We start from the raw sequence: 20,806 nt of genomic DNA on the forward strand, positions 1-20,806 counted from the left end.
GTATGAAACAAAGGAAATAAGGAAAAGCAGGGGCGCTTTTCTTTTGCCTACTTTTCTTTGGCGAAGCAAAGAAAAGTAGGTCGTACTTTCAAGAATTGAAAGTACGAAATAAGCCTAATTTATTTTTGATGTGCTCGCTTTGCTTTCTGCAACTTCCCATAAGCCCCCAACAACGCCTGATGTTCCTTAAAGTTTTCCAAATTTTCATCACTTGCTGGAAGATTGTAGAACGGATTGCCACCTTCAGAGACAGCTGCCCAAGCTTGTTTAACTGCATCTTTACCATACATTTTCTCAAACACTGCACGATATTGCGCTGGTTCACGATTTTGATCTAAATGTAATTCAATGATGGAAATTAATGCGCGGTAATAATTCACAGGTTCTGTGGTAAATACGGAACTGTTCATATTCAGCGTCCAGTTTGCCCAATCTAATGCCTGTTCTAATTCGCCTAATGCAAGGTGGAGCATAGATTTTAATTCACCGACGCGTAAAGTTGTCCAGCCGCTATTTTTAGGTGCAACGATGCCGATAAATTCACGCACGCGAGTCGCATCGTCAATATCTTGTCCGTCTAATTCATCTAATAATTCTTGATAGGTTTCTGCATCGTGATGCCAGTTTGGTAAATCCAGTAAAATTTCGCGCCAATCCATTCCCATATTGTTATTGGCGTAAATTAAATCGTCTGCAGGATAAATATCAGACATACCTGGCACAATAATACGGCACGCATAGACATCCAAATGGTTGTAATCCATTACGTAAACTTCTTTTTCATCGGCACGGAAAATCGCCATTAAATTATTGTATTCTTCTTGCGTGGTACCACTGAAATCCCAATCAGCAAATTCATAATCAGGCGTTTTTTTGAGTAAATCCCAAGAAATTAAACCGCTTGAGTCAATAAAGTGGGTTTCTAAATTAGCGTGTTCAGCCACATCATCGTTATTGAAAGAGGGCGGAGAGAAAACATCCAAATCTTTCAAGCTACGACCCTGTAAAAGCTCCGTCACAGTACGTTCTAATGCCACTTGGAAATTTGGATGCGCACCAAAAGAGGCAAAGCAAGTACCGTTATTCGGATTGAGTAGCACAACGCAAATAACAGGGTATTTTCCGCCAAGTGAAGCATCAAATGCATAAATTAGGAAACCTTCTTCCTCTAATTTTGCAATGGAAGCCTGAATAGATGGATAGCGATCCATCACAGATTTTGGAATTTCTGGCAGACTAATTGCTTCAGCGATAATTTTGTTTTTCACATAACGCTCAAATACCTCTGACAAGCCTTGCACGCGTGCTTCAAATTTCGTATTGCCTGCAGACATGCCATTTGAGACATAAAGGTTGGCAATAATACTTTGTGGAATGTAAACGGTTTGTTCGTCCGATTGACGAACATAAGGCATCGCCACGATCCCACGATCATAATTGCCAGACTGTAAATCTATTAATAATTCAGGCGTAAGCTCGGCATTGGGATCAAAATAATCCAATAAATAATCATCTAAAATGCCATTAGGCAGTAAAGCATCGTCTTCAATTGGGAACCATTTTTCATTGGGATAATGTACGAAATCGCCGTTTGCAATTTCTTGTCCTAAATAGAAATCGGCAAAGAAATAATTAGTAGAAAGACGCTCAAAATATTCGCCAAGGGCAGAGGCTAACGCCGCTTTTTTACTTGCCCCTTTACCATTAGAAAAACACTGCGGACAGTCTTTATCGCGAATATGCACAGACCACACATTTGGCACAGGATTCAACCAAGATGCCTCTTCAATATTAAAACCAAGTGCGGTCAATTTTTGCTGAAATTTTGCAATACTATCTTCTAATGCAGCATCTTTGCCGAGAATAAAGGTTTGTTCTGTCATTTTTGTTCCTAAATAAGAAAAAAGTGCGGTGAATAATAGGGGAGTTTTAATAGCGGGGCAAGATTTTTTCGGCAAAAATAAATCCCGAAAAACTTCGGGGTTTTCTACCGCACTTTTAACGTATATTTGATTGGCGTTAAAGTAAAGTTGGATTGAACCGCACTTTTAAGGCAATTGTAATTGCGGCGAAAATTTTTTCATCGTTGAGAGGAAAGTTTTCGCATAAAGTGCGGTGGGAATCAGTTATGTTTATTTGAGCTTGCGATAATTCATTTAATAAAATCGGGAGAGAAAGATTAAGTTGCTCGGCGATTTGTTGAATAGAGAAATGTTCGAAAGTCATCATCAAGCGATCTAAATTGCAGTAAGAAGGCATGCGATTATTTGTGATGAGATCGGCAAATTGAGTGTTGATTTTTACCCATTTCTTCTTACGGCTATAAAAATGCAGTAACAAACCAAATACGGTAAATCCAGCAAAGAAAAGATGAATGTCTAAGGCTTGACTAAAAGGAAATCCTAGCCACATTGAAATGCCACTTGCAACAACGAAAAGCAAACTTAAGGCTAGTCCCCACACTAAGAAAAATTTATAAATTACTTCAAATTTCATTGAATTATCCTTTTCTACGAAATAAATCTGTATAAGGAAATATATAACGTTAAATATTATAGAAACATTTTGCCTGTTTTTGCTACGTTATATTTGAATTAATATATCGATGCTGTAGAATTTGTTGTAATGTCTCGTTTTTAAAAAAGTTAAAATGAAAAAACGCTTACCATTTTAACCGCACTTCGTCCAAACTTTTACATCAACATTTGAATAATTACATTGAAAAATCACTATGACTATTTACGACATCAATTTTGCTGAACTGTATCAACAACACTTAATCGCTTGTCATCATTACAACTTACCTCCGACAAAATGGGATAAAAAAGCCGTGAAAATGGCAGAAAATTTGGTCGGTAAGCCTTCAGCATATAATCAGCAATTATTGCAAGCAATGAATGTGCAAACCGATGAAACAGTGTTGGATATTGGCTGTGGGCCTGGTACTTTTGCTGTACCGCTCGCACAACAAGGTTCAACGGTATATGCCTTAGATTATAGTAATGGAATGTTAGATTGCTTGGCGCAGTTCAAACAGAAATTGGGGTTGCATAATCTCACAACATTTCATAAATCTTGGACGGATAATTGGGATGATGTGCCACAAGCTGATGTAGTGTTGGCATCTCATTCAACGTTGGTGGACGATTTGGACGATATGATCGAAAAACTCTGTGCCAAAGCGAAAAAACGTGTGTTTTTGACTTCTGTCACACAACGCCATTTCTTAGATGAGGGCGTATTTGAGGCAATTGGCCGTGAAGATATTGGTTTCCCCACTTATATTTATTTACTCAATCGGTTGTATCAAAAAGGCATTCAGGCAAATTTGAATTTTATTGAAACGGAATCGGGTTGTTTTCAAGGTGAAATCTACGAGGATTTATTAGCCTCGGTGGAATTTTCTTTAGGCGAACTGTCCGAAAAAGAAAAACAAGGTTTGAAAGCCTTTTACGATCGTAAACAAGCCAATAACGAACTAATTTTTCATGGACAGAAAAAATGGGCGTTGATTTGGTGGAATGTGGATCGCATCTAATGTTTCAAGTGGAATCAATTTATTTTTCTATCACTAATTAAAAGGACGATTATGTTATTTGCTTTACCTGCGCTGAATGATAACTACATTTGGCTTTATCAACGAGAAAATCTGCCGCTTATTATTGTCGATTTGCCTGAAACGGACAAGCTGTTTGCATGGCTAGATAAGCAAAACGCAACGATTGAAGCGGTGTTGCTTACTCACGAACATGAGGATCATACACAAGGTGTGTCGGCATTTAAAAAACGTTATCCAACAGTGCCGATTTATGGGCCGCAAGAATGTGAGAAAAAAGGTGCGACTCAAGTTGTGAACGAAGGGAAGATCCTTACCGCACATTATCAAATTGATGTCATTCCGACGGGGGGACACACTAAACAGCACGTTAGTTTTTTAGTGGATAATCATTTATTTTGCGGTGATGCGTTATTTTCTGCAGGTTGCGGACGTGTTTTTACAGGCAATTATGCGCAGATGTTTGATGGTTTGCAGCGTTTGAATACATTGCCTGACGAGACGATTGTTTGCCCAGCTCATGAATATACCTTGGGGAATTTAGCATTTGCGGAAACTGTGCTGGTGGAAAAAAGTGCGGTAGAAAAACAACGTATTTTTGTTGAAACACAACGGGCTGAAAATAAACCAAGTTTGCCGACAACCTTAAAACTTGAGCGAGAAATTAATCCGTTTTTACAAGCAAAAACACTTGAAGAATTTACCGCACTTCGCAAAGCTAAAGATATTTTCTAATATTGGGTGAGGACAAAGTGCGGTGATTTTTTAAATTAGCAGATTATTTCTTTCTCGCTAACATGGTGGCAAATTTCATTTTAATGCGATTGCCGTTTTCATCGGTTTTGTGTAATTCGCCCATATTTTCGTTATATTCTAAGAATTCCCAATCTTTGTAATATTCTTTCAATTCGTTTTCAGCAAAAGTGAATGAGAATGGAAGTGGGCAAGGCACATCATCTGTGGACATTGCGGCAACGATTAAATTATATCCGCCAACATTGGTATGTTCTTGCATATTTTTGATGATTGACGGCACACGTTCACGATTTAAGAACATAAACACCACCGTTGAAACAATAAAATCATAGTTTTCTTGAATGTTGGCGGCGTTAATGTCGTAAAGTGCGGTAGAAATATTAAGGTTTTCTTTCTCTTTGGTTTCATTTAAAAAGGCAATGCTGTTTTCATTGTGATCCCAAGAGGTTACATCATAGCCTAATAAACTTAAATAAAGTGAATTACGCCCTTGTCCGCAACCTAAATCTAATACTTTACAAGGCGAGATAATTTTTGCTGCATCCACCACATCGCCGTGAATGGCAGTCATGTTGTATTTTTTACTGAAATAATCTTCTTTTTTGCAATAGAAACCTAGGGTACATTCTAGGTCATCAGAAAGAGCTTCAACACGATGCCATGCTTGAGGTTCAACAAAAGGAATGTGGCTTTCTGGGGTAAAAATATGCTCGGCAATAACATCGCCATTTTCTGTTAGCTCATAAAATTTAAGCTTACCTTTTAATACGGTTAATTTTCCCCAAGTGCCGACTTTTGTGTTGTGCTTTTCTTGGAACATTTGTGGCAATTTGTCTTTTGTCCACACTGGCATTTGTTTATAGCAGATTAATTCGTTTTTCATAATATTCTCCAAACAGATAAATAGTTGAGTGTTATGGTAGGTTATAAGTCATCTATTTTCAACAAGAAAATAAAAGGGCAACGTAATGTTGCCCTAATTAATTGAATTGATTATTTTACTTGCATACCTGCGGTGACACCATTATCGGCAGATAACAAGAATAAATCACTACCGCCTGTTCCTGCGGATAGAATCATTCCCTCAGACACGCCGAATTTCATTTTACGTGGTGCAAGGTTTGCCACCATAATCACAAAACGACCTTCTAATTCTTCAGGTTTATTGTAAGCCGCTTTAATGCCAGAGAAGACTTGACGAGTATGATCGCCAAGATCCAATTCAAAACGTAAAAGTTTATTAGATTCTGGCACTGCTTCGCATTTCAGTACTTTTGCTACACGCATATCAAGTTTAGCGAGATCATCAATCGTGATGGTTTCAGCAATAGGTTTAACGGCAGAAAGTGCGGTTGGTTTTGCTTCTGTTTTTTCTGCTGCTTTATTGGCTGCGGCAAATAAGGCTTTAGTTTCTTCCACTACGGCATCAATTTGTTTTTTCTCTAAACGAGAGAATAAGGCTTTAAACGGTGCAAGGGTATGACCAAGTAATGGTTGATGAATATTATCCCAACGTAATTCAGCTTGTAAGAAGGCTTCTGCACGTTCTGCCAGTTTTGGAAGAACAGGTTTTAAGTAAGACATCAATACGCGGAAAAGCTCAATACCCATTGAACATACGGCTTGCAATTCTGCCTCTTTGCCTTCTTCTTTTGCAATCACCCAAGGGGCTTTTTCATCAATGTATTTATTGGCTTTATCCGTTAATGCCATAATTTCACGAATGGCTTTATTGTATTCACGGCTTTCGTAATAAGCAGCGATTTGCTCGGCTTGAGCGGTAAATTCTGCAAATAATGCTTCGTCTTCCAGTTTATCCGAAAGTTTGCCTTCAAAGCGTTTCGCAATAAAACCTGCATTGCGTGAAGCTAAATTCACTAATTTGTTTACGATATCTGTATTTACACGTTGTACGAAATCTTCAAGGTTAAAGTCTAAATCTTCAATGCGATCATTTAATTTTGCTGCATAGTAATAACGCAAACATTCAGGATCGATATGATTCAAATAAGTGCTGGCTTGAATGAATGTGCCGCGAGATTTTGACATCTTCGCCCCATCCACCGTTACATAGCCATGAGCGAACACATTAGTCGGTTTACGATAGCCGCTGCCTTCAAGCATTGCAGGCCAGAATAGACTGTGGAAATAAACGATATCTTTACCGATGAAATGATAAAGCTCCGCATCACTGCCTTCAGCCCAAAATTCGTTGAAATCAATGCCTTCACGCTCACATAGATTTTTGAATGAAGCCATATAGCCGATTGGCGCATCTAACCAAACATAGAAGAATTTATCTTTTGCGCCGGGAATTTCAAAACCGAAATAAGGTGCATCACGTGAAATATCCCATTGTTGTAAACCGCTCTCAAACCATTCTTGCATTTTGTTCGCAATTTCAGATTGAAGTGAGCCAGAACGAGTCCATTCTTTTAACATCCCTTCAAATGCAGGCAAGTCAAAGAAAAAGTGTTCAGATTCTTTTACGATAGGTGTTGTGCCAGAAACAGCTGAACGAGGATTAATTAAATCCATTGGGCTGTAAGTAGAAGCACAAACTTCGCAGTTATCGCCATATTGATCTTCTGCTTTACATTTCGGGCAAGTGCCTTTCACAAAACGATCGGGCAAGAACATATTTTTTTCAGGGTCGAATAACTGAGAAATAACTTTACTCTTAATAAAGCCATTGGCTTTGAGTTTATTGTAAATTTCTGCAGTGAGCTGTTTGTTTTCTTCGCTGTGAGTGGAATGATAGTTATCAAAACTAATATTGAAACCTGCAAAATCACGAATGTGATCGGCTTTTGCTTTAGCAATTAATTCTTCAGGTGTAATGCCAAGTTTATCAGCATTCAACATAATCGGCGTGCCGTGCGCATCGTCCGCACAGACAAAATGGATTTTATTGCCACGCATACGTTGAAAACGCACCCAAATATCCGCTTGGATATGTTCTAACATATGGCCTAAATGAATTGCCCCATTGGCATAAGGCAAGGCGCAAGTGACTAAAATTTTACGGGGTTGAGTTGTCATTTATTATTCTCTTTTTTAGCATACAAAAATTGTGCTTATCTTACTTTAAATAGGGGATTTTTTCTAGTTTGAAAAACTTTAACTTAACATACCGCACTTTCCGTGATTAAATATGTCCGACAAATTTACTCTACTAAACAGGAAGTTATTATGGCAACCTACTTTTCTGATAATTTGACTGCCGACCAGCAAAATCAAGTTCAGCAGATTATTCAACAATTTCAGCATCCAACTCTGCAAAAGGATCTGATTGTGCTTAATACTTTGAAAAAAGTGGAAAAGGGCGGCGATACGTTACGCATTGAATTGAAATTGCCTTTTGCGTGGAATTCTGGTGCAGAACAGTTAAAACAAGCGGTTTCAGATGCGTTATTGAAAGCAACAGATTGTAAATCAATTAAATGGGCGGTGGCTTATCAAATCGCCACACTTAAACGTGCAAATAATCAACCGGCAGTAAAAGGTGTGAAAAATATTATTGCTGTGAGTTCTGGTAAAGGCGGCGTAGGGAAATCATCGGTTTCTGTTAATCTAGCTTTAGCATTACAAGCACAAGGCGCACGTGTTGGAATTTTAGATGCGGATATTTATGGCCCTTCTATTCCACACATGTTAGGCGCAGCGAATCAACGTCCAACTTCGCCAGATAATCAACACATCACCCCAATTAAAGCACATGGTTTATCTGCAAATTCCATTGGCTTTTTAATGAATGAAGATAGTGCAACAATTTGGCGCGGCCCAATGGCGAGTAGTGCATTAAGCCAATTATTAAATGAAACCCTATGGGATAGTTTAGATTATCTTGTTATCGATATGCCTCCTGGCACTGGCGATATTCAACTTACCTTATCACAACAAATTCCTGTGACTGGCGCAGTGGTTGTGACAACTCCACAAGATATTGCTCTGCTTGACGCAGTAAAAGGTATTTCAATGTTTGAGCGAGTATCCGTACCAGTGTTAGGCATTGTGGAAAATATGTCGATGCATATTTGTAGTAAGTGCGGTCACCACGAAGCGATTTTTGGCACAGGCGGTGCAGAGAAAATGGCGGAAAAATACAATGTGAAAGTATTAGCTCAACTTCCTCTGCATATTCGTATCCGTGAAGATTTAGATGCAGGCAACCCGACCGTTGTGCGAGTGCCTGAAAATGAAATTTCACAAGCGTTCTTACAACTTGCAGAAAAAGTCTCTACAGAACTTTACTGGCAAGGTTCCGTAATCCCAAGCGAGATTTTATTTAAAGAAGTGAAATAATCAAAAAAGATAGGGCTGCATTTGCAGCCCTTTTTTAATGGGATTTTTACCCCACCCATCTCACCACTTCATCCAACCCTTTACGGGATTTTTTCGCAATATCGCGTGAGCGGTAGCCAAAGGTTGCGGCGACAGAAACCGCATATTCTTGAGGATCGAATAATCCTTCTTCGGCGAGGCATTCATTCATTTTGTCGTAATGAAAACCTTCAATTGGGCAAGAATCGATGCCAAGGGCTGAGGCTCCAGTAAGCATATTTGCAAGGGCGATATAAGTTTGTTTACTGCACCAATCAAATAAAGTGCGGTCGTTTTCGAGTAATTTCATATCTTCTTCTTGCAGGGCTTTGTATTTTGCGAGGGCGGCTTGTTGTTGCTCTGCGTTCAAGCCTTTGCGTGCCATCACATCCACAAAAAACGGACTATCATAACGGGCATTTTTCTTCGCGAGAATTACCACAAGATGACTGCAATTATCAAGCTGATTTATCATTCCCCAGCTAAAAGGTTTCATTTTTTCGCGTAAGGTTTTATTTTGAATCACTAAAAATTTCCAAGGCTCAGAGCCTACAGAACTCGGCGATAATCGACCGCACTCTAAAATACATTCAAAATCTTCATCACTGATTTTTTTTGCGGGGTCGTAATAACGTGTTGAGCTGCGTTGATGGAAGAGTTCAAGAACTTGTTCACGAGTAAGTTGAGTCATTTTATTTCCTCTTTGTTAAACAAAAATGTGGTGCCATATTAAAGATTAGTTTTTGCTAAAACAAGGGAAAGATTCTAGAATAGTCAGCACTTTTATCACAGAGAGTGAAAATAATGACAAGAATTGCAATTATTCCTGCGAGAGCGGGTTCTAAAGGAATTAAAGACAAAAATTTACAGCTTGTGGGTGGTGTTTCTTTGGTGGGGCGTGCGATTTTGGCAGCGCAAGAATCGGGTATGTTTGATCAAATTGTGGTGACATCAGACGGTGAAAATATTTTAAAAGAAGCCACAAAATACGGCGCAAAACCAGTGGCACGCCCTGAAAGTTTGGCGCAAAGTGATACACGCACCATTGATGCAATTTTGCATTGCTTAGAAACACTTAATATTTCACAAGGCACCGCTGCACTTTTGCAACCAACCAGCCCATTGCGTAATGCTTTAGATATTCGTAATGCAATGGAAATTTTCCTTGGCGGCAAATATAAGTCAGTGGTTTCCGCTTGCGAATGTGAGCATCATCCTTATAAATCCTTCACTTTAGAAGGTACCGAAGTTCAGCCTATTCACGAATTAACGGATTTTGAAGCCCCTCGTCAAAAATTACCCAAATCTTATCGTGCAAATGGCGCAATTTATATTAATGACATCGAAAGTCTCTTTGAAGAAAAACGCTTTTTTATTGCGCCAATGCGTTTTTATTTAATGCCAACTTATCGTTCCATTGATATTGACTCCACACTTGATTTGCAATTAGCCGAAAGTTTAATTTCAAAAGAATTCTAAAAAAATTGGCCGCACTTTTGATCTGCACTCCAAAAGTTGGATTAAATAACCAACTAAGGTGCAGATTTTTTATGACCAAATACAATTTTTTTTCAAGCAACAAGTCATTGAGTTTTATCTTCAAAATAGTAAAAATTGTTGATTCCCCTGCAGGCATTTTCAACTTGCCAGCAGAACATTGTGACATTGGATTAATCAATTTGATCATATTAGAATCAATGGCTTAGCGTTGCTGGGGAAAGCTGATCTAGATAAATATCACTTTGTTTTTAAAAGATATATTAAATAGTTAAAAATAGCTTACTACCAAGCTTACTACCATAAAAAACAAGACGCCAATTCAGATGATTTTTTGCCTTTTAGGGACAATGATTATATCATCAAAATTTGCATTTACTTGAGTAATTTTGCGTTAAAGAATTTGATAATAAGGATCTGAATGTCGGTAGATCTGAAAAGACTTCGGCAAGGATCTAAAATTGCGTTGAAATCGACATCTTTAGTGTGCGGGCGTGGCGAGGGTTTGACTGCGATTTTTCATGCGTACAATTGGGCGAAAAATCGAGCTGAAATAAGGATTTAAGATTTGTCATATTGATTGATTTGATATAATACACTGGGACAGTGCTAATACTATACAGGACAAAAACAGCTCTTTTAGCAAAAAAAACCCGAATTTCTGCGGGCTGTTTATTTTTGAAAAGGATCTAATTTAGCAATTTGTAATCGGAGAATGTGATCACTTCTTCCCCTATCCAACTATTAATTTCTTTCAATCGTTCTTGCAATGGGATTATCTCATTGATAAAAAACACTCGCGTTGCCTTTTCAACGTCACCAAAACCGCCTGTATTATTAGGCACAATGCCCATTAGTTGCGGTGGCACACGGTGCGCAGCTAACACATCATCACGGCTTGCGTTCTTAATGTTTAGGAAATCATCTTTGGCGATAGCATCAGACAATGGAATAACTTGCATCCCATCTTTCTTTCCGTTTGGAATATACACAAACAAATTCTTAAAGTTGCCAGTGCCTTTTGTTTGTCGGATTTGTGTTTTGATTGCTTCAATGTCGTCTTTGTTTTGTGTTGGATCAGTCATGTAAATAATCGAACCTGCATGCGCGCCATTCAGATAATATTTACAGCGGAACAATGTGGCACTTTCATTTAAAAAAGCAGATTGAAGTGCGGCCAAATATTCTGGCACACCATAAATCTCTTGATTCACATCGGGATTAATCAAGTTAAAGACAGAACCTTTTTTAAATTCATATTCATCAAAACCATTCACAATCTGATAAAACACACCTGTTTCAACACCGACACGCATATATTTAGCAAGAGAGGATTTTAACGAAACAACCTTACCAAAGGAATTTACAGTTTTCTCAACATAAGCATTACCAAAGACCAAGTAATCTTGCACCAGTTTTTCTAATTGGGTTCGAGGTAAAAGTGCGGTTGTTTTGCACGTTGAAAGTAAAATGTTTTTCTTCACCGTAATCGCACTGTTATGATGGGCTGAGGCATTTAACGCTTTAGCCAAGTAACTTAAATTAATTGGCGGATTGTAATATTTTTCATACATCACCACGCTTTCGAAATAATTCAGTACTTCTGCACGGTCAATCACTGGAATAGGCTCTCCAAAGCTGAACGCCTGTGCTTGATTTCCAGTAGAAAGTGCGGTGGATTTTTTTGTTTTTTTGCTCATTGGGTTATCCTATTCAAAGGTAAATATTGTTGATTTGTTGCTTGATACATCGCCGCCTAAACCATAAGGCACATTTAAAATGCAGTTCATAATTGCCCATGATAAATCGCCGTGGCTTGCATCTTCCGAACGGTCCGAAACATAAGTAATTTTCCCTGTGCCAGTAATGCGTTTTTTCACGGTCATAAAACTACTCACGATGTCATTGTCACCACTATCAAATTTAAGGCGACGTTTCTGAATTAAGTTTTGTGTTTTTAACACCATTTCATTTTTAAGATCGGCGTTATACTCTAGGCCCTGCGCCATTGGATAAAACTTTCTCACTTCCTGATAAACGCCCGACCCCATCCCCGTTTTATCAATCACAATACGGGTGACATTGTAATCATCACAGAAACTTTTAATTCTGCTCGCTTGTGCTTCATAATCCATGCCGTGAAATGTTTGCCAATGCAAAACACGATAATCACCGCCTTCCACTTTAGGCGGAGCGATGATCGCCAATGCTGCACGGTCGCCAGTAAAGGCGGGGTCATAACCTAACCACACTTCACGATTGCCGAATGGACGTTGATAAAATGGCTTGTAATCGTGCCATTCTTCCAAGCTGTCCACTTGGCAAAGTTGCAAGTCGGCAAATTTAAACGCCGACGTGTTATCATCTGCAAACTGGCATAAAAACAACTGTTCAAATTCTTCTTTGCTGTTTTCTGCAATCAGGTCATCAATATTGAATAGGTTGCACCCACCTTCCATCGCATCATTAATGGTAACAATCTGCTTCCATTGGCGGTCAGCACAAAGTTTTCCGATTCTTAAATTCTCGTGAGAAATGTCAATTTCAACTTTGTCCGCCTTGGCCCGATTTTTATTAAATGCTTTTCCAGAAAAAAACGCATAAGCGGGATGTGCAATCGTGGTCGGTGTTGAAAAATACGTTTGGCGATACATCTTTTGTGCCGCCATACCTGATGCCACTTTACGCATCACATCAAATTTAGGCACCCAAAACACTTCATCAAAATATAAATTGCCGTGATACGATTGAGCCGTGGCGGAGTTCGTACCAAGGAAAATTAATTCTGCCCCATTTGGCAATTTGATGGTTTCGCCTTTTAAATCTACATCTGCCGTCTGCTTGGCGTAATTCACAATATACGAGCGAAACTGTAAGGCTTGTTTTTTACTGGCAGAAAGAAAAATTTGATTGTGCCCCGTCGTCAAAGCATCAACAAAGGCTTCGTGGGCAAAATAGTAAGTCGCCCCGATTTGTCGGCTTTTTAAAATATTTCTAATTCGGTGCTCTTTTGCCTTGTGCCAAATGCGTTGATAATTAAACATCCCATCAAGAAAGCCATTAATCAGCAATTCTTCTTGCTCTTGGCCAATAGCATTGGGTTCGGCTTTCTTGCGTTCGCCCTTGTTGCGGTTCGCCAGTTTAGGATTTAAATCCACTTCATTGCCATCGCCAAAAGAATACTTTTTCACTCTCGCCATTCTTTCCATTTGGCGACCAAGCAAATCAATTTCTTTGTAATCTGAACCGCTCTTTTCTTCTTTCGCAATCAGCAAATTCAATCTTGTCTCAAGGGCTAATTCAACCCGACCAACAGGCGCAATATCGTCCCACTTTTCTCTGTCTTTCCAACTGGCAATTGTTGAGGCAGGAGTATTTAACTGGCGAGATATTTCAGCGATTTTATAACCACTAAAATACATCTGCTGTGCTTTACGTTTGATTTCCGCCGTCACTTCGAGTGAAGGTTGATTAATAACTTGTTCGTCCATTCCTAATCCTTTCTATTTACAACCGCATAATAGAAAGGGGGCGAATGTTAGTCTTTCCGCTTGCTCTGTGAATCGGCATACAACAAAAGCAACTCATAGACCACCAAAATTAAACCTTTCAGAATAGCGACAATCATTGAATCAAACCAACCAAAGGATAAGCAATGGCAAAAAAATCTAAATGGGTGGTTGTGGCGACAGAAGGCGCAACCACAGACGGACGCACTATTCAGCGCAACTGGATTTCAGAAATGGCGGCAAATTATGACCCGAAAAAATACGGTGCACGCGTTAATCTTGAACACATTAAATGGCGTTATATGTGGAACGATGATCCGCACTCAAAATGCTATGGTGATGTGATTGGTTTAAAAACGGAAGAAAATGCTGAAGGTAAATTGCAATTACTGGCTCAAATCGACCCAACGGACGATTTAATCAAACTCAATAAAGACCGTCAGAAAATCTACACCTCTATTGAGTGCGATCCAAATTTTGCTGACACAGGTGAAGCCTATTTAGTCGGTTTGGCTGTAACGGACAATCCTGCAAGTCTTGGCACAGAAATGTTGGTATTTTCTGCCGGTGCAAGCGCAAATCCTCTCAACAACCGCAAAGAAAAAGCCGATAACATTTTCACTGCAGCCGTTGAAACTGAATTGGAATTTGTGGAAGAAACACAAAGCATCTTTGAAAAAATCAAAGGCTTGTTTGCGAAAAAAGAAAAATCAGACGATGAACGCTTTTCTGATCAAACACAAGCCATTGAGCTTTTAGCCGAGCAAACCAAAGAAACCTTGGAAAAATTAACCGCACTTTCTGACGATTTAGCCAAACAAAAAGCCGAAATCGAAGAAATGAAAGCAAGTAATGCAGAAATCCAAGCAACGTTCGCAGAACTCCAAAAGCCTGTTGAACCCGAAAATCCTCGCCCTTTAGTTTACGGTGAACAACCTGAAACTGATGGCCGCTTCTTTTAATTTATCGTAGGAAAAAACCAAATGAATAAATTTACCAAACAAAAATTTAATGCTTACCTTGCTGGTGTTGCACAAGATAACGGCGAAGATGTGGCATTCGTTGCGAATGGCGGTCAGTTTACCGTTGAGCCAACTATTCAACAAAAATTAGAAAATGCCGTGCTTGAAAGTTCTGATTTCTTGAAACGCATCAATGTCGTGATGGTGCAAGAAATGAAAGGTTCTGCATTGCGTTTAGGTGTGCTTTCACCAGTGGCAAGTCGCACCGACACCAACACAAAAGCACGTGAAACCACAGACATTCACAGCTTGCAAGAAAACACCTATTCTTGCGAACAAACCAACTTTGACACACATTTAAATTATCCAACCTTAGACAGTTGGGCGAAATTCCCTGATTTTGCCGCACGTGTGGGCAAACTCAAAGCAGAACGCATTGCACTTGACCGCATTATGATCGGTTGGAATGGCACAAGTGCAGCAACAACCACAAACCGTACCTCAAATCCATTATTGCAAGATGTGAATAAGGGTTGGTTAGTCCAAATCGAAGATAAAGCCAAAGCCCGTGTGTTAAAAGAAATTGAAAAAAGCAGTGGCAAAATCGAAATCGGTGCAGGTAAAACCTATAAAAATCTTGATGCCCTTGTCTTTGCATTAAAAGAAGATTTCATTCCAGCGCAATACCGTGACGATACAAAACTGGTTGCAATTATGGGTAGCGACTTATTAGCCGATAAATACTTCCCATTAATCAACCAAGAAAAACCAAGCGAAATTTTGGCAGGCGATACCGTCATTAGTCAAAAACGTGTGGGCGGGTTACAAGCCGTATCTGTTCCATTCTTCCCGAAAGGCACCGTGTTAGTCACATCGCTTGATAACTTGTCAATCTACGTGCAGGAAGGCAAAGTACGTCGTCACTTAAAAGATGTGCCAGAACGCAATCGTGTAGAAGATTATTTATCGTCAAACGAAGCCTATGTTGTGGAAAACTACGAGGCAGTCGCCATGGCGAAAAATATTACCATTCTTGAGGCACCTGCGCCTATTCCGCCAGTGGCAGCATAGCGGAATCAATTATGCGTCCAACTAAACGCCATTTTCTGGAAGTTTCTGCCGCTATCGCTAATGCGGCAGAAACCGAAGATCTAAGCGACTTTACAGAATATGAAAAAATGTGCCGTATTCTTGCTCGCCATCGAAAGGATTTGAAAAACATCCAATCGACGGAACGCAAAGGCGCATTTAAAAAGCAAATTTTGCCTGACTATCTACCATGGATTGAAGGGGCGTTATCGGTCGGAAGTGGTAAACAAGATAATGTCTTGATGACATGGTGCGTGTGGGCGATTGACTGTGGCGAATATCATCTCGCCTTACAAATTGCCGATTATGCCGTATTTCATGATTTACGCTTGCCCGAGCCATTCACTCGAACACTTGGCACCTTGTTAGCAGAAGAATTTGCCGACCAAGCCAAAGCCGCACAAGCTGCCAATAAACCGTTCGAAGTGGCTTACTTAGAGCAAGTCCAACGCATCACCGCCGATTGCGATATGCCAGATGAAAGCCGAGCGCGATTATTGCGTGAATTGGGTTTGTTATTGGTTGAAAAACACCCTGAGCAAGCACTGGCATATTTAGAACGTGCTTTGGGTTTAGATCAAAAAATTGGCGTGAAAGGCGACATCAAGAAACTAAAAAAACAATTATCAGCGACTGAATGTTGATGTTGTTTTAATGCCCCGTCTAAATCGCCTGACCGACTTGGCATTTTTAGGAAAATTTTTCTTGTTTGAGCGTAGCGAGTTAAAAATTTTCCGTTAAGAAAATGACAACAAAGGGCAGAAAAGCGATTTAATCGGGGTGTGTTCTTTGGTTCTTTCTTGCACAAACAAGAAAGAATATAAACCGAGCAAACCACGCAGCCGTCGGGCGGATTAAAAGTGCGGTCAAATTCTGACGGATTTATTGGCCGTGCTTAATTTAATCCTCACCCGACTTTTTTTATAAGGGTAAATCAATGAGTGACGGCGCAATATCAGTCAAACTTGCCCCTGATTATGAAATGGGCGAAGTGCAGCAACAGTTAAATGATTACGATACGTCAGATGACATTATCAGTAATGATGGTTTCTTCCCCGATATGTCACTTGCTCAATTTCGTAATCAATACCGTGCAGACGGCACTATTACCACACAACGCTTACAAGATGCCTTGATTGAAGGAATGGCAAGCGTCAATGCAGAACTCTCTATGTTTAAAACACAAAGTAAACACGACAGTTTAGAACAGATCACTGCCCCATCAATCAATGGCGAAAGCGTGCTGATTTATCGTTATAAACGTGCGGTAAGTTGCTTGGCACTGGCAAATCTCTATGAACGCTATGCAAGCTACGACAGCACCAACGATGGCGAAAAGAAAATGGCGCAACTCAAAGACAGCATTGATGAATTACGCCGTGATGCTCGCTTTGCAATTAGCGACATATTGGGCAGAAAACGCGTCGATGCGGAGTTAATCTAATGCAAGTTTACGCACAACAAAATGACAATTTAGATGCCATCCTTTATCGCCATTTTGGACGCAGTGAAGGCTTGCTCGAAATAACCTGCGAACTCAATCCGCATTTAATGGATAAACCCATTATTCCCATTGGCGCCCCAGTCATATTGCCAGATGCCGATACAGAAAAAATCAGTGTAGCAAATGACACAATTCAACTTTGGAGCTGATATGCACGACACACCATCAAGAGCGTCTTACACATCAGGAATATTCGCCTTCTTAATTGGACGCATTGCCGATATGTTCTCAAATGTAAATTGGGCTGATGTCGCATCGATTACAGGTATTGTGATTGGTGTTGCCACCTTTCTTGTGAATTGGTATTACAAGAAAAAAGACTTTGAATTAAAAGAAAAAGAACTTAAACAACGGAGCCATCATTATGATTAAACGTTCTGCTAAATATATCTGCGCCATATCCGCTGTTGTTGGACTTGTAATTGCCACTTATGGAAATGACATTCGAACCTCAGAAAAAGGATTGTTACTGATTGGTAATGCAGAAGGTTGTATGAAAAAGCCCTATCAATGCCCTGCCGATGTTTTAACTGTCGGCATAGGCATAACCGATGCTATTGAAAAAATTGACCGCAATAAAATTTACAGCTTACAAGAAATTGCCGAGTTATACGTAAAAGGCATTAAACAATCAGAAAAATGCGTTAATCAATATGCCAACGGGCAAACCATGCCACAAGGTGCATTTGATGCCCTCGTCTCCATCACCTTTAACGTAGGATGTGGCAAATTAAAAAATAGCTCACTTTTTAAAATGGCACGCCAAGGCTACAGCAAAGCTATGTGCGGTCAATTCGAACGTTGGATTTATGCCGCAGGAAAACCGCTAAAAGGCTTAATTGAACGCCGACAAAAGGAGAAAGCCCTATGTTTAATTTCTTAACCGCCAAAGAAAGAAGCATTTTACTTATCGGGCCAATATTGCTTGTACTCCTCATTATTTTTCTGGGGTTTGAGACTAATTATTGGCGAAAAGAAATGCTCAAAGAAGAACAGCTAAAACTGAAATGGCAAAACGCTTACATTGAGTTAAATCATAGCGTGCAACAATTTGCCGAACAGCAAGCACAGCTTATCCAAGCCGTAAACAACCTCAAAGCAAAGCAAAATCAACAAACACAGGATTTAAAAAATGTACTTAAATCAAACCAAGATTGGGCTGATAGCCCTTTGCCTGATGATGTTAAACGCCTGCTCAACTCAGCAGGAAATCATTAAATCGCCGATTCTTTGTCCGCAAACCACGGAATGCAGTGCGTATTCGCCACAAATTCGCACCAATGGCGAATTAGCCGAAGCCTATTTACAGACACAGCACCACCTTGATTTATGCATCATTGAAAACGCGAGTTTAAAAAAATGCATAGATGAATTTAATAAAAAGGAACAGCTATGACAGATCAATTCGACCGCGCTCAACAGCTTGAAGAAATACAACGTGAAATCGCCCTCAAAAAACACCGCACTTTCCAGGCGGTAAGTCGCCTTTATTGTGAAGATTGTGATGCCCCTATCCCAGAAAAACGCAGACAAATGATTCAGGGCGTAACACGTTGCGTGACTTGCCAACAAAGATTCGAAATGCAACAACGGAATTTTCGCAAATGAAAAAGCCCAACCAACTGCGCAAAATCCTTGAACAAAGCCACCCCGATTTTGTAAAAAATCCCGACCATCTACAACTTTATGTGGACAGTGGGCAAATCGTCGCAACGGGTGCTGCATCATTTAGTTTTGAATATCGTTACACACTCAATGTCGTGGTGACTGATTATGCAGGCGATATTTCCACCTTGATTGTGCCAATGCTGGCTTATCTGCGCACAAATCAACCTGAAATATTAGAAAATCCACAAATTCGAGAGAATGCATTTAAATTCCAGGTGGATTACAACAATAACAACACTGCAGATATTAGCTTCGAAATCCAACTTACTGAACGTGTCGTGTCGAAAAAAGACGGGAATAACGTGCAGATCCATTACGCAAAAGAACCCGTATGGGATGAACCAACTCACGTAAAAGTCTATTTGGAAAACTGGGATTCGCCAATTTTTGAGGGGGATACAGTCTAATGGCTACAGTCGAAGAAATTCAGGCAAAATTGACTGCACTTATTGCCAATCTTTCTCCACAGGCGCGCAGACAGCTTGGGCGAAAAATCGGGCAAGCCTTACGCAAAAGCCAATCGAACCGAATTGCACGCCAACAAAACCCCGACGGTACCGCCTTTGAGCCAAGAAAACCACGTAAAGAATTTGGAAAAAAGAAAGGGCGAATTAAACGAAAAGCGATGTTTGCTAAACTTCGCACCGCCCGTCATTTAAAAGTGCGGTCAAATGGGAACGAAGTTTCAGTGGGTTTTAATGGTTCAAGTGCTGCCATTGCTGCAGTGCATCAATATGGTTTAACGGCACGACCATCAAAAGAAAAGGATTTTAAAGTGAGATACGCCCAACGGGAACTATTGGGCATTTCAGAACAGGATTTATCAATGCTGAATGAATTGGTGATAGAACAAATTAGCAAAAGCTAATTACTTTAAATAAGAAGGTGGAACCACCGTATCATGATGTGAAAGTTTACCAGCAAACAATACCAATAAAACCACATAAAGAGGCAAACAAATGATTGGCACGACAAACATTACAAACCATACCCACCCCCAAAATGTTTCTGGTTTAAAAAGTTCATACATTGAAACAGTAAAACTAGATAAAGCAGAAAAAACGACTGCAAAAAAATGACCAACTGGTGCGATAACATCAAACCAGATAAATGAAAAAGGATTAAATTGATAATGTAAACAGGTGGAAATAATAACAAGGCTCCACATAGCAATGTTTAGCATGATCAACGTGCGAGATGTTCTTTTGTTTTTCATATCCGCTCCTTATTCTCTTTCTTCATTATTAGCAATCATACGTTTATTTGTCAATAAAAATAAGGCGAAAAAATGAATAATTTACAACTTACCGTCTTATTAAATGCCCTTGATAAAATGTCTGCTCCAGTTCGCAGTGCATCAATACGGTTTAACGGCACGACCATCTAACAATAAAGATTTCAAAGTGCAATATGCCCAGCGTGAATTACTGGGCTTTGCGGAAGAAGATATTGAAATGATTGAAAGATTTGTGCTTAGAGCTATAGCGGGTAAAGAATTTTAATTGGGTTAATTTACAATTTATGCTCTTTAGCAATACGTTTACGTTCAATTTCTGCTTTGATTTGTTCGGTATCGCCACCAAAAAACCAAGCAACAGTAAAGAAAATAACGAGTGCAGCCAAAATCCAAAATAACCAACTATTTAAATAAATAAGAGGTGCAAGCAAAACAAGCATTACTGCTAACGTGATATACCAGAAATTAATCGCTAAAGATAATGCGCCAACAAAAATATAACTAAATGCGGCTAATACTGCAGTACCAAATGCAATAAGTAAACCAACAATAATTGGCAAACCAATGAGCAAAACAAAAATTTCCATCGTTCTCTCCCTGTTAAGTTTGTTCATTATTTGTTCCTTATTCCTAAAATGTCAAGAAAAAGTGGGTAAAAATGAAAAATTTAGAGCTTACAGTCTTATTAAATGCCATTGATAAAAT

Annotated in this window: 25 protein-coding genes and 1 pseudogene; 17 read left to right on the forward strand and 9 right to left on the reverse strand. The window is 39.5% G+C overall.

What is annotated here, in order from left to right; all coding sequences use genetic code 11:
* Positions 1 to 119: 119 nt before the first annotated feature.
* Both ycaO and HMPREF2644_RS05590 read right to left on the reverse strand, forming a co-directional pair.
* Positions 120 to 1,883: a 30S ribosomal protein S12 methylthiotransferase accessory factor YcaO gene (ycaO, locus tag HMPREF2644_RS05585; RefSeq protein WP_005687300.1), complete on the reverse strand. Its 1,764-nt coding sequence runs from the start codon at positions 1,881 to 1,883 to the stop codon at positions 120 to 122.
* Positions 1,884 to 2,019: 136 nt separating this feature from the next.
* On the reverse strand, positions 2,020 to 2,496 hold the full coding sequence (locus HMPREF2644_RS05590) for a hypothetical protein (protein WP_005687298.1): 477 nt from the start codon (positions 2,494 to 2,496) through the stop codon (positions 2,020 to 2,022).
* Positions 2,497 to 2,731: 235 nt separating this feature from the next.
* Here HMPREF2644_RS05590 and HMPREF2644_RS05595 point away from each other — a divergent pair, with 235 nt between their 5' ends.
* Both HMPREF2644_RS05595 and gloB read left to right on the forward strand, forming a co-directional pair.
* Positions 2,732 to 3,538 (forward strand): class I SAM-dependent methyltransferase, encoded by an 807-nt coding sequence (locus HMPREF2644_RS05595; protein WP_011272695.1) that lies wholly within the window; start codon positions 2,732 to 2,734, stop codon positions 3,536 to 3,538.
* Between the two features lie 51 nt (positions 3,539 to 3,589).
* Positions 3,590 to 4,291 (forward strand): hydroxyacylglutathione hydrolase, encoded by a 702-nt coding sequence (gene gloB / locus HMPREF2644_RS05600; protein WP_011272694.1) that lies wholly within the window; start codon positions 3,590 to 3,592, stop codon positions 4,289 to 4,291.
* Positions 4,292 to 4,334: 43 nt separating this feature from the next.
* Here gloB and tehB read toward each other — a convergent pair whose 3' ends face one another.
* Positions 4,335 to 5,195 (reverse strand): SAM-dependent methyltransferase TehB, encoded by an 861-nt coding sequence (gene tehB / locus HMPREF2644_RS05605; RefSeq protein WP_011272693.1) that lies wholly within the window; start codon positions 5,193 to 5,195, stop codon positions 4,335 to 4,337.
* Between the two features lie 110 nt (positions 5,196 to 5,305).
* A complete protein-coding gene (metG, locus tag HMPREF2644_RS05610) occupies positions 5,306 to 7,354 on the reverse strand; it encodes a methionine--tRNA ligase (RefSeq protein ID WP_038441076.1) in 2,049 nt (682 codons plus the stop codon).
* A 150-nt stretch (positions 7,355 to 7,504) separates the two neighbouring features.
* Between metG and apbC the strand changes: the two genes are divergently transcribed.
* Positions 7,505 to 8,617, forward strand: a complete 1,113-nt coding sequence (gene apbC, locus HMPREF2644_RS05615) for an iron-sulfur cluster carrier protein ApbC (protein ID WP_011272691.1) — start codon at positions 7,505 to 7,507, stop codon at positions 8,615 to 8,617.
* A 46-nt stretch (positions 8,618 to 8,663) separates the two neighbouring features.
* Here the strand turns inward: apbC and HMPREF2644_RS05620 are convergent, their stop codons facing one another.
* Complete coding sequence (locus HMPREF2644_RS05620) at positions 8,664 to 9,326, reverse strand: NAD(P)H-dependent oxidoreductase (RefSeq protein ID WP_011272690.1); 663 nt, start codon at positions 9,324 to 9,326, stop codon at positions 8,664 to 8,666.
* Positions 9,327 to 9,439: 113 nt separating this feature from the next.
* Between HMPREF2644_RS05620 and HMPREF2644_RS05625 the strand changes: the two genes are divergently transcribed.
* Entirely contained in the window at positions 9,440 to 10,114 is a 675-nt protein-coding gene (locus HMPREF2644_RS05625) for a 5-acetyl neuraminic acid cytidyl-transferase (RefSeq protein WP_011272689.1), read from the forward strand.
* 707 nt (positions 10,115 to 10,821) lie between these two features.
* Here HMPREF2644_RS05625 and HMPREF2644_RS05630 read toward each other — a convergent pair.
* Positions 10,822 to 11,832 (reverse strand): phage portal protein, encoded by a 1,011-nt coding sequence (locus HMPREF2644_RS05630; protein WP_011272688.1) that lies wholly within the window; start codon positions 11,830 to 11,832, stop codon positions 10,822 to 10,824.
* A gap of 9 nt (positions 11,833 to 11,841) precedes the next feature.
* Positions 11,842 to 13,623 carry a terminase large subunit domain-containing protein gene (locus tag HMPREF2644_RS05635; RefSeq protein ID WP_070828299.1) on the reverse strand — a complete coding sequence of 594 codons (1,782 nt, stop codon included), beginning with the start codon at positions 13,621 to 13,623 and terminating at the stop codon, positions 11,842 to 11,844.
* Between the two features lie 164 nt (positions 13,624 to 13,787).
* On the opposite strand from HMPREF2644_RS05635, the gene HMPREF2644_RS05640 reads away from it, so the two are divergent.
* The 12 genes from HMPREF2644_RS05640 (at position 13,788) to HMPREF2644_RS05690 (ending at position 19,732) form a co-directional block, all read left to right on the forward strand.
* Positions 13,788 to 14,603 carry a GPO family capsid scaffolding protein gene (locus HMPREF2644_RS05640; RefSeq protein WP_011272686.1) on the forward strand — a complete coding sequence of 272 codons (816 nt, stop codon included), beginning with the start codon at positions 13,788 to 13,790 and terminating at the stop codon, positions 14,601 to 14,603.
* A gap of 21 nt (positions 14,604 to 14,624) precedes the next feature.
* Positions 14,625 to 15,674 carry a phage major capsid protein, P2 family gene (locus HMPREF2644_RS05645; RefSeq protein ID WP_070828300.1) on the forward strand — a complete coding sequence of 350 codons (1,050 nt, stop codon included), beginning with the start codon at positions 14,625 to 14,627 and terminating at the stop codon, positions 15,672 to 15,674.
* An 11-nt stretch (positions 15,675 to 15,685) separates the two neighbouring features.
* Positions 15,686 to 16,336, forward strand: coding sequence for a phage terminase small subunit (gpM, locus tag HMPREF2644_RS05650; protein ID WP_011272685.1), 651 nt, complete (start codon positions 15,686 to 15,688; stop codon positions 16,334 to 16,336).
* Positions 16,337 to 16,629: 293 nt separating this feature from the next.
* Positions 16,630 to 17,136 carry a head completion/stabilization protein gene (locus HMPREF2644_RS05655; RefSeq protein ID WP_070828301.1) on the forward strand — a complete coding sequence of 169 codons (507 nt, stop codon included), beginning with the start codon at positions 16,630 to 16,632 and terminating at the stop codon, positions 17,134 to 17,136.
* Positions 17,136 to 17,345: a tail protein X gene (locus HMPREF2644_RS05660; RefSeq protein ID WP_070828302.1), complete on the forward strand. Its 210-nt coding sequence runs from the start codon at positions 17,136 to 17,138 to the stop codon at positions 17,343 to 17,345. The genes HMPREF2644_RS05655 and HMPREF2644_RS05660 overlap by 1 nt, the downstream gene beginning before the upstream one ends.
* A 1-nt stretch (position 17,346) precedes the next feature.
* A complete protein-coding gene (locus HMPREF2644_RS05665; RefSeq protein WP_005689816.1) occupies positions 17,347 to 17,568 on the forward strand; it encodes a phage holin in 222 nt (73 codons plus the stop codon).
* Entirely contained in the window at positions 17,561 to 18,079 is a 519-nt protein-coding gene (locus HMPREF2644_RS05670) for a lysozyme (RefSeq protein ID WP_070828303.1), read from the forward strand. Before HMPREF2644_RS05665 ends, HMPREF2644_RS05670 begins: the two co-directional genes overlap by 8 nt.
* Positions 18,064 to 18,414, forward strand: a complete 351-nt coding sequence (locus tag HMPREF2644_RS05675; protein ID WP_070828304.1) for a chemotaxis protein — start codon at positions 18,064 to 18,066, stop codon at positions 18,412 to 18,414. Before HMPREF2644_RS05670 ends, HMPREF2644_RS05675 begins: the two co-directional genes overlap by 16 nt.
* Positions 18,329 to 18,592, forward strand: a complete 264-nt coding sequence (gene lysC / locus HMPREF2644_RS09345; RefSeq protein WP_042603526.1) for an Rz1-like lysis system protein LysC — start codon at positions 18,329 to 18,331, stop codon at positions 18,590 to 18,592. The genes HMPREF2644_RS05675 and lysC overlap by 86 nt, the downstream gene beginning before the upstream one ends.
* Positions 18,589 to 18,804 carry a TraR/DksA family transcriptional regulator gene (locus tag HMPREF2644_RS05680; RefSeq protein WP_005689810.1) on the forward strand — a complete coding sequence of 72 codons (216 nt, stop codon included), beginning with the start codon at positions 18,589 to 18,591 and terminating at the stop codon, positions 18,802 to 18,804. Before lysC ends, HMPREF2644_RS05680 begins: the two co-directional genes overlap by 4 nt.
* The gene (locus HMPREF2644_RS05685) at positions 18,801 to 19,271 is read left to right on the forward strand and encodes a phage tail protein (protein ID WP_070828305.1); all 471 of its coding nucleotides are present in this window, start codon (positions 18,801 to 18,803) and stop codon (positions 19,269 to 19,271) included. The genes HMPREF2644_RS05680 and HMPREF2644_RS05685 overlap by 4 nt, the downstream gene beginning before the upstream one ends.
* Entirely contained in the window at positions 19,271 to 19,732 is a 462-nt protein-coding gene (locus tag HMPREF2644_RS05690; protein WP_070828306.1) for a phage virion morphogenesis protein, read from the forward strand. The genes HMPREF2644_RS05685 and HMPREF2644_RS05690 overlap by 1 nt, the downstream gene beginning before the upstream one ends.
* On the opposite strand, the gene HMPREF2644_RS05695 is transcribed toward HMPREF2644_RS05690, so the two are convergent.
* Positions 19,733 to 20,080 (reverse strand): hypothetical protein, encoded by a 348-nt coding sequence (locus HMPREF2644_RS05695; RefSeq protein ID WP_005653079.1) that lies wholly within the window; start codon positions 20,078 to 20,080, stop codon positions 19,733 to 19,735. It lies immediately after the preceding gene.
* Positions 20,081 to 20,213: 133 nt separating this feature from the next.
* Between HMPREF2644_RS05695 and HMPREF2644_RS05700 the strand changes: the two are divergent.
* A pseudogene (locus tag HMPREF2644_RS05700) lies at positions 20,214 to 20,366 on the forward strand (phage virion morphogenesis protein); the annotation flags it as partial.
* 10 nt (positions 20,367 to 20,376) lie between these two features.
* On the opposite strand, the gene HMPREF2644_RS05705 reads toward HMPREF2644_RS05700, so the two are convergent.
* Positions 20,377 to 20,715 carry a hypothetical protein gene (locus HMPREF2644_RS05705; RefSeq protein ID WP_011272678.1) on the reverse strand — a complete coding sequence of 113 codons (339 nt, stop codon included), beginning with the start codon at positions 20,713 to 20,715 and terminating at the stop codon, positions 20,377 to 20,379.
* Positions 20,716 to 20,806 lie beyond the last annotated feature (91 nt).

Source organism: Haemophilus sp. HMSC071C11, from assembly GCF_001837655.1.
Lineage (GTDB): Bacteria > Pseudomonadota > Gammaproteobacteria > Enterobacterales > Pasteurellaceae > Haemophilus > Haemophilus influenzae.

Bases quoted from the DNA above. Each gene is read 5' to 3' on its own strand.
- ycaO (WP_005687300.1), bottom strand. From the start codon at position 1,883: ATGACAGAACAAACCTTTATTCTCGGCAAAGATGCTGCATTAGAAGAT.
- HMPREF2644_RS05590 (WP_005687298.1), bottom strand. From the start codon at position 2,496: ATGAAATTTGAAGTAATTTATAAATTTTTCTTAGTGTGGGGACTAGCC.
- HMPREF2644_RS05595 (WP_011272695.1), top strand. From the start codon at position 2,732: ATGACTATTTACGACATCAATTTTGCTGAACTGTATCAACAACACTTA.
- gloB (WP_011272694.1), top strand. From the start codon at position 3,590: ATGTTATTTGCTTTACCTGCGCTGAATGATAACTACATTTGGCTTTAT.
- tehB (WP_011272693.1), bottom strand. From the start codon at position 5,195: ATGAAAAACGAATTAATCTGCTATAAACAAATGCCAGTGTGGACAAAA.
- metG (WP_038441076.1), bottom strand. From the start codon at position 7,354: ATGACAACTCAACCCCGTAAAATTTTAGTCACTTGCGCCTTGCCTTAT.
- apbC (WP_011272691.1), top strand. From the start codon at position 7,505: ATGGCAACCTACTTTTCTGATAATTTGACTGCCGACCAGCAAAATCAA.
- HMPREF2644_RS05620 (WP_011272690.1), bottom strand. From the start codon at position 9,326: ATGACTCAACTTACTCGTGAACAAGTTCTTGAACTCTTCCATCAACGC.
- HMPREF2644_RS05625 (WP_011272689.1), top strand. From the start codon at position 9,440: ATGACAAGAATTGCAATTATTCCTGCGAGAGCGGGTTCTAAAGGAATT.
- HMPREF2644_RS05630 (WP_011272688.1), bottom strand. From the start codon at position 11,832: ATGAGCAAAAAAACAAAAAAATCCACCGCACTTTCTACTGGAAATCAA.
- HMPREF2644_RS05635 (WP_070828299.1), bottom strand. From the start codon at position 13,623: ATGGACGAACAAGTTATTAATCAACCTTCACTCGAAGTGACGGCGGAA.
- HMPREF2644_RS05640 (WP_011272686.1), top strand. From the start codon at position 13,788: ATGGCAAAAAAATCTAAATGGGTGGTTGTGGCGACAGAAGGCGCAACC.
- HMPREF2644_RS05645 (WP_070828300.1), top strand. From the start codon at position 14,625: ATGAATAAATTTACCAAACAAAAATTTAATGCTTACCTTGCTGGTGTT.
- gpM (WP_011272685.1), top strand. From the start codon at position 15,686: ATGCGTCCAACTAAACGCCATTTTCTGGAAGTTTCTGCCGCTATCGCT.
- HMPREF2644_RS05655 (WP_070828301.1), top strand. From the start codon at position 16,630: ATGAGTGACGGCGCAATATCAGTCAAACTTGCCCCTGATTATGAAATG.
- HMPREF2644_RS05660 (WP_070828302.1), top strand. From the start codon at position 17,136: ATGCAAGTTTACGCACAACAAAATGACAATTTAGATGCCATCCTTTAT.
- HMPREF2644_RS05665 (WP_005689816.1), top strand. From the start codon at position 17,347: ATGCACGACACACCATCAAGAGCGTCTTACACATCAGGAATATTCGCC.
- HMPREF2644_RS05670 (WP_070828303.1), top strand. From the start codon at position 17,561: ATGATTAAACGTTCTGCTAAATATATCTGCGCCATATCCGCTGTTGTT.
- HMPREF2644_RS05675 (WP_070828304.1), top strand. From the start codon at position 18,064: ATGTTTAATTTCTTAACCGCCAAAGAAAGAAGCATTTTACTTATCGGG.
- lysC (WP_042603526.1), top strand. From the start codon at position 18,329: ATGTACTTAAATCAAACCAAGATTGGGCTGATAGCCCTTTGCCTGATG.
- HMPREF2644_RS05680 (WP_005689810.1), top strand. From the start codon at position 18,589: ATGACAGATCAATTCGACCGCGCTCAACAGCTTGAAGAAATACAACGT.
- HMPREF2644_RS05685 (WP_070828305.1), top strand. From the start codon at position 18,801: ATGAAAAAGCCCAACCAACTGCGCAAAATCCTTGAACAAAGCCACCCC.
- HMPREF2644_RS05690 (WP_070828306.1), top strand. From the start codon at position 19,271: ATGGCTACAGTCGAAGAAATTCAGGCAAAATTGACTGCACTTATTGCC.
- HMPREF2644_RS05695 (WP_005653079.1), bottom strand. From the start codon at position 20,080: ATGAAAAACAAAAGAACATCTCGCACGTTGATCATGCTAAACATTGCT.
- HMPREF2644_RS05705 (WP_011272678.1), bottom strand. From the start codon at position 20,715: ATGAACAAACTTAACAGGGAGAGAACGATGGAAATTTTTGTTTTGCTC.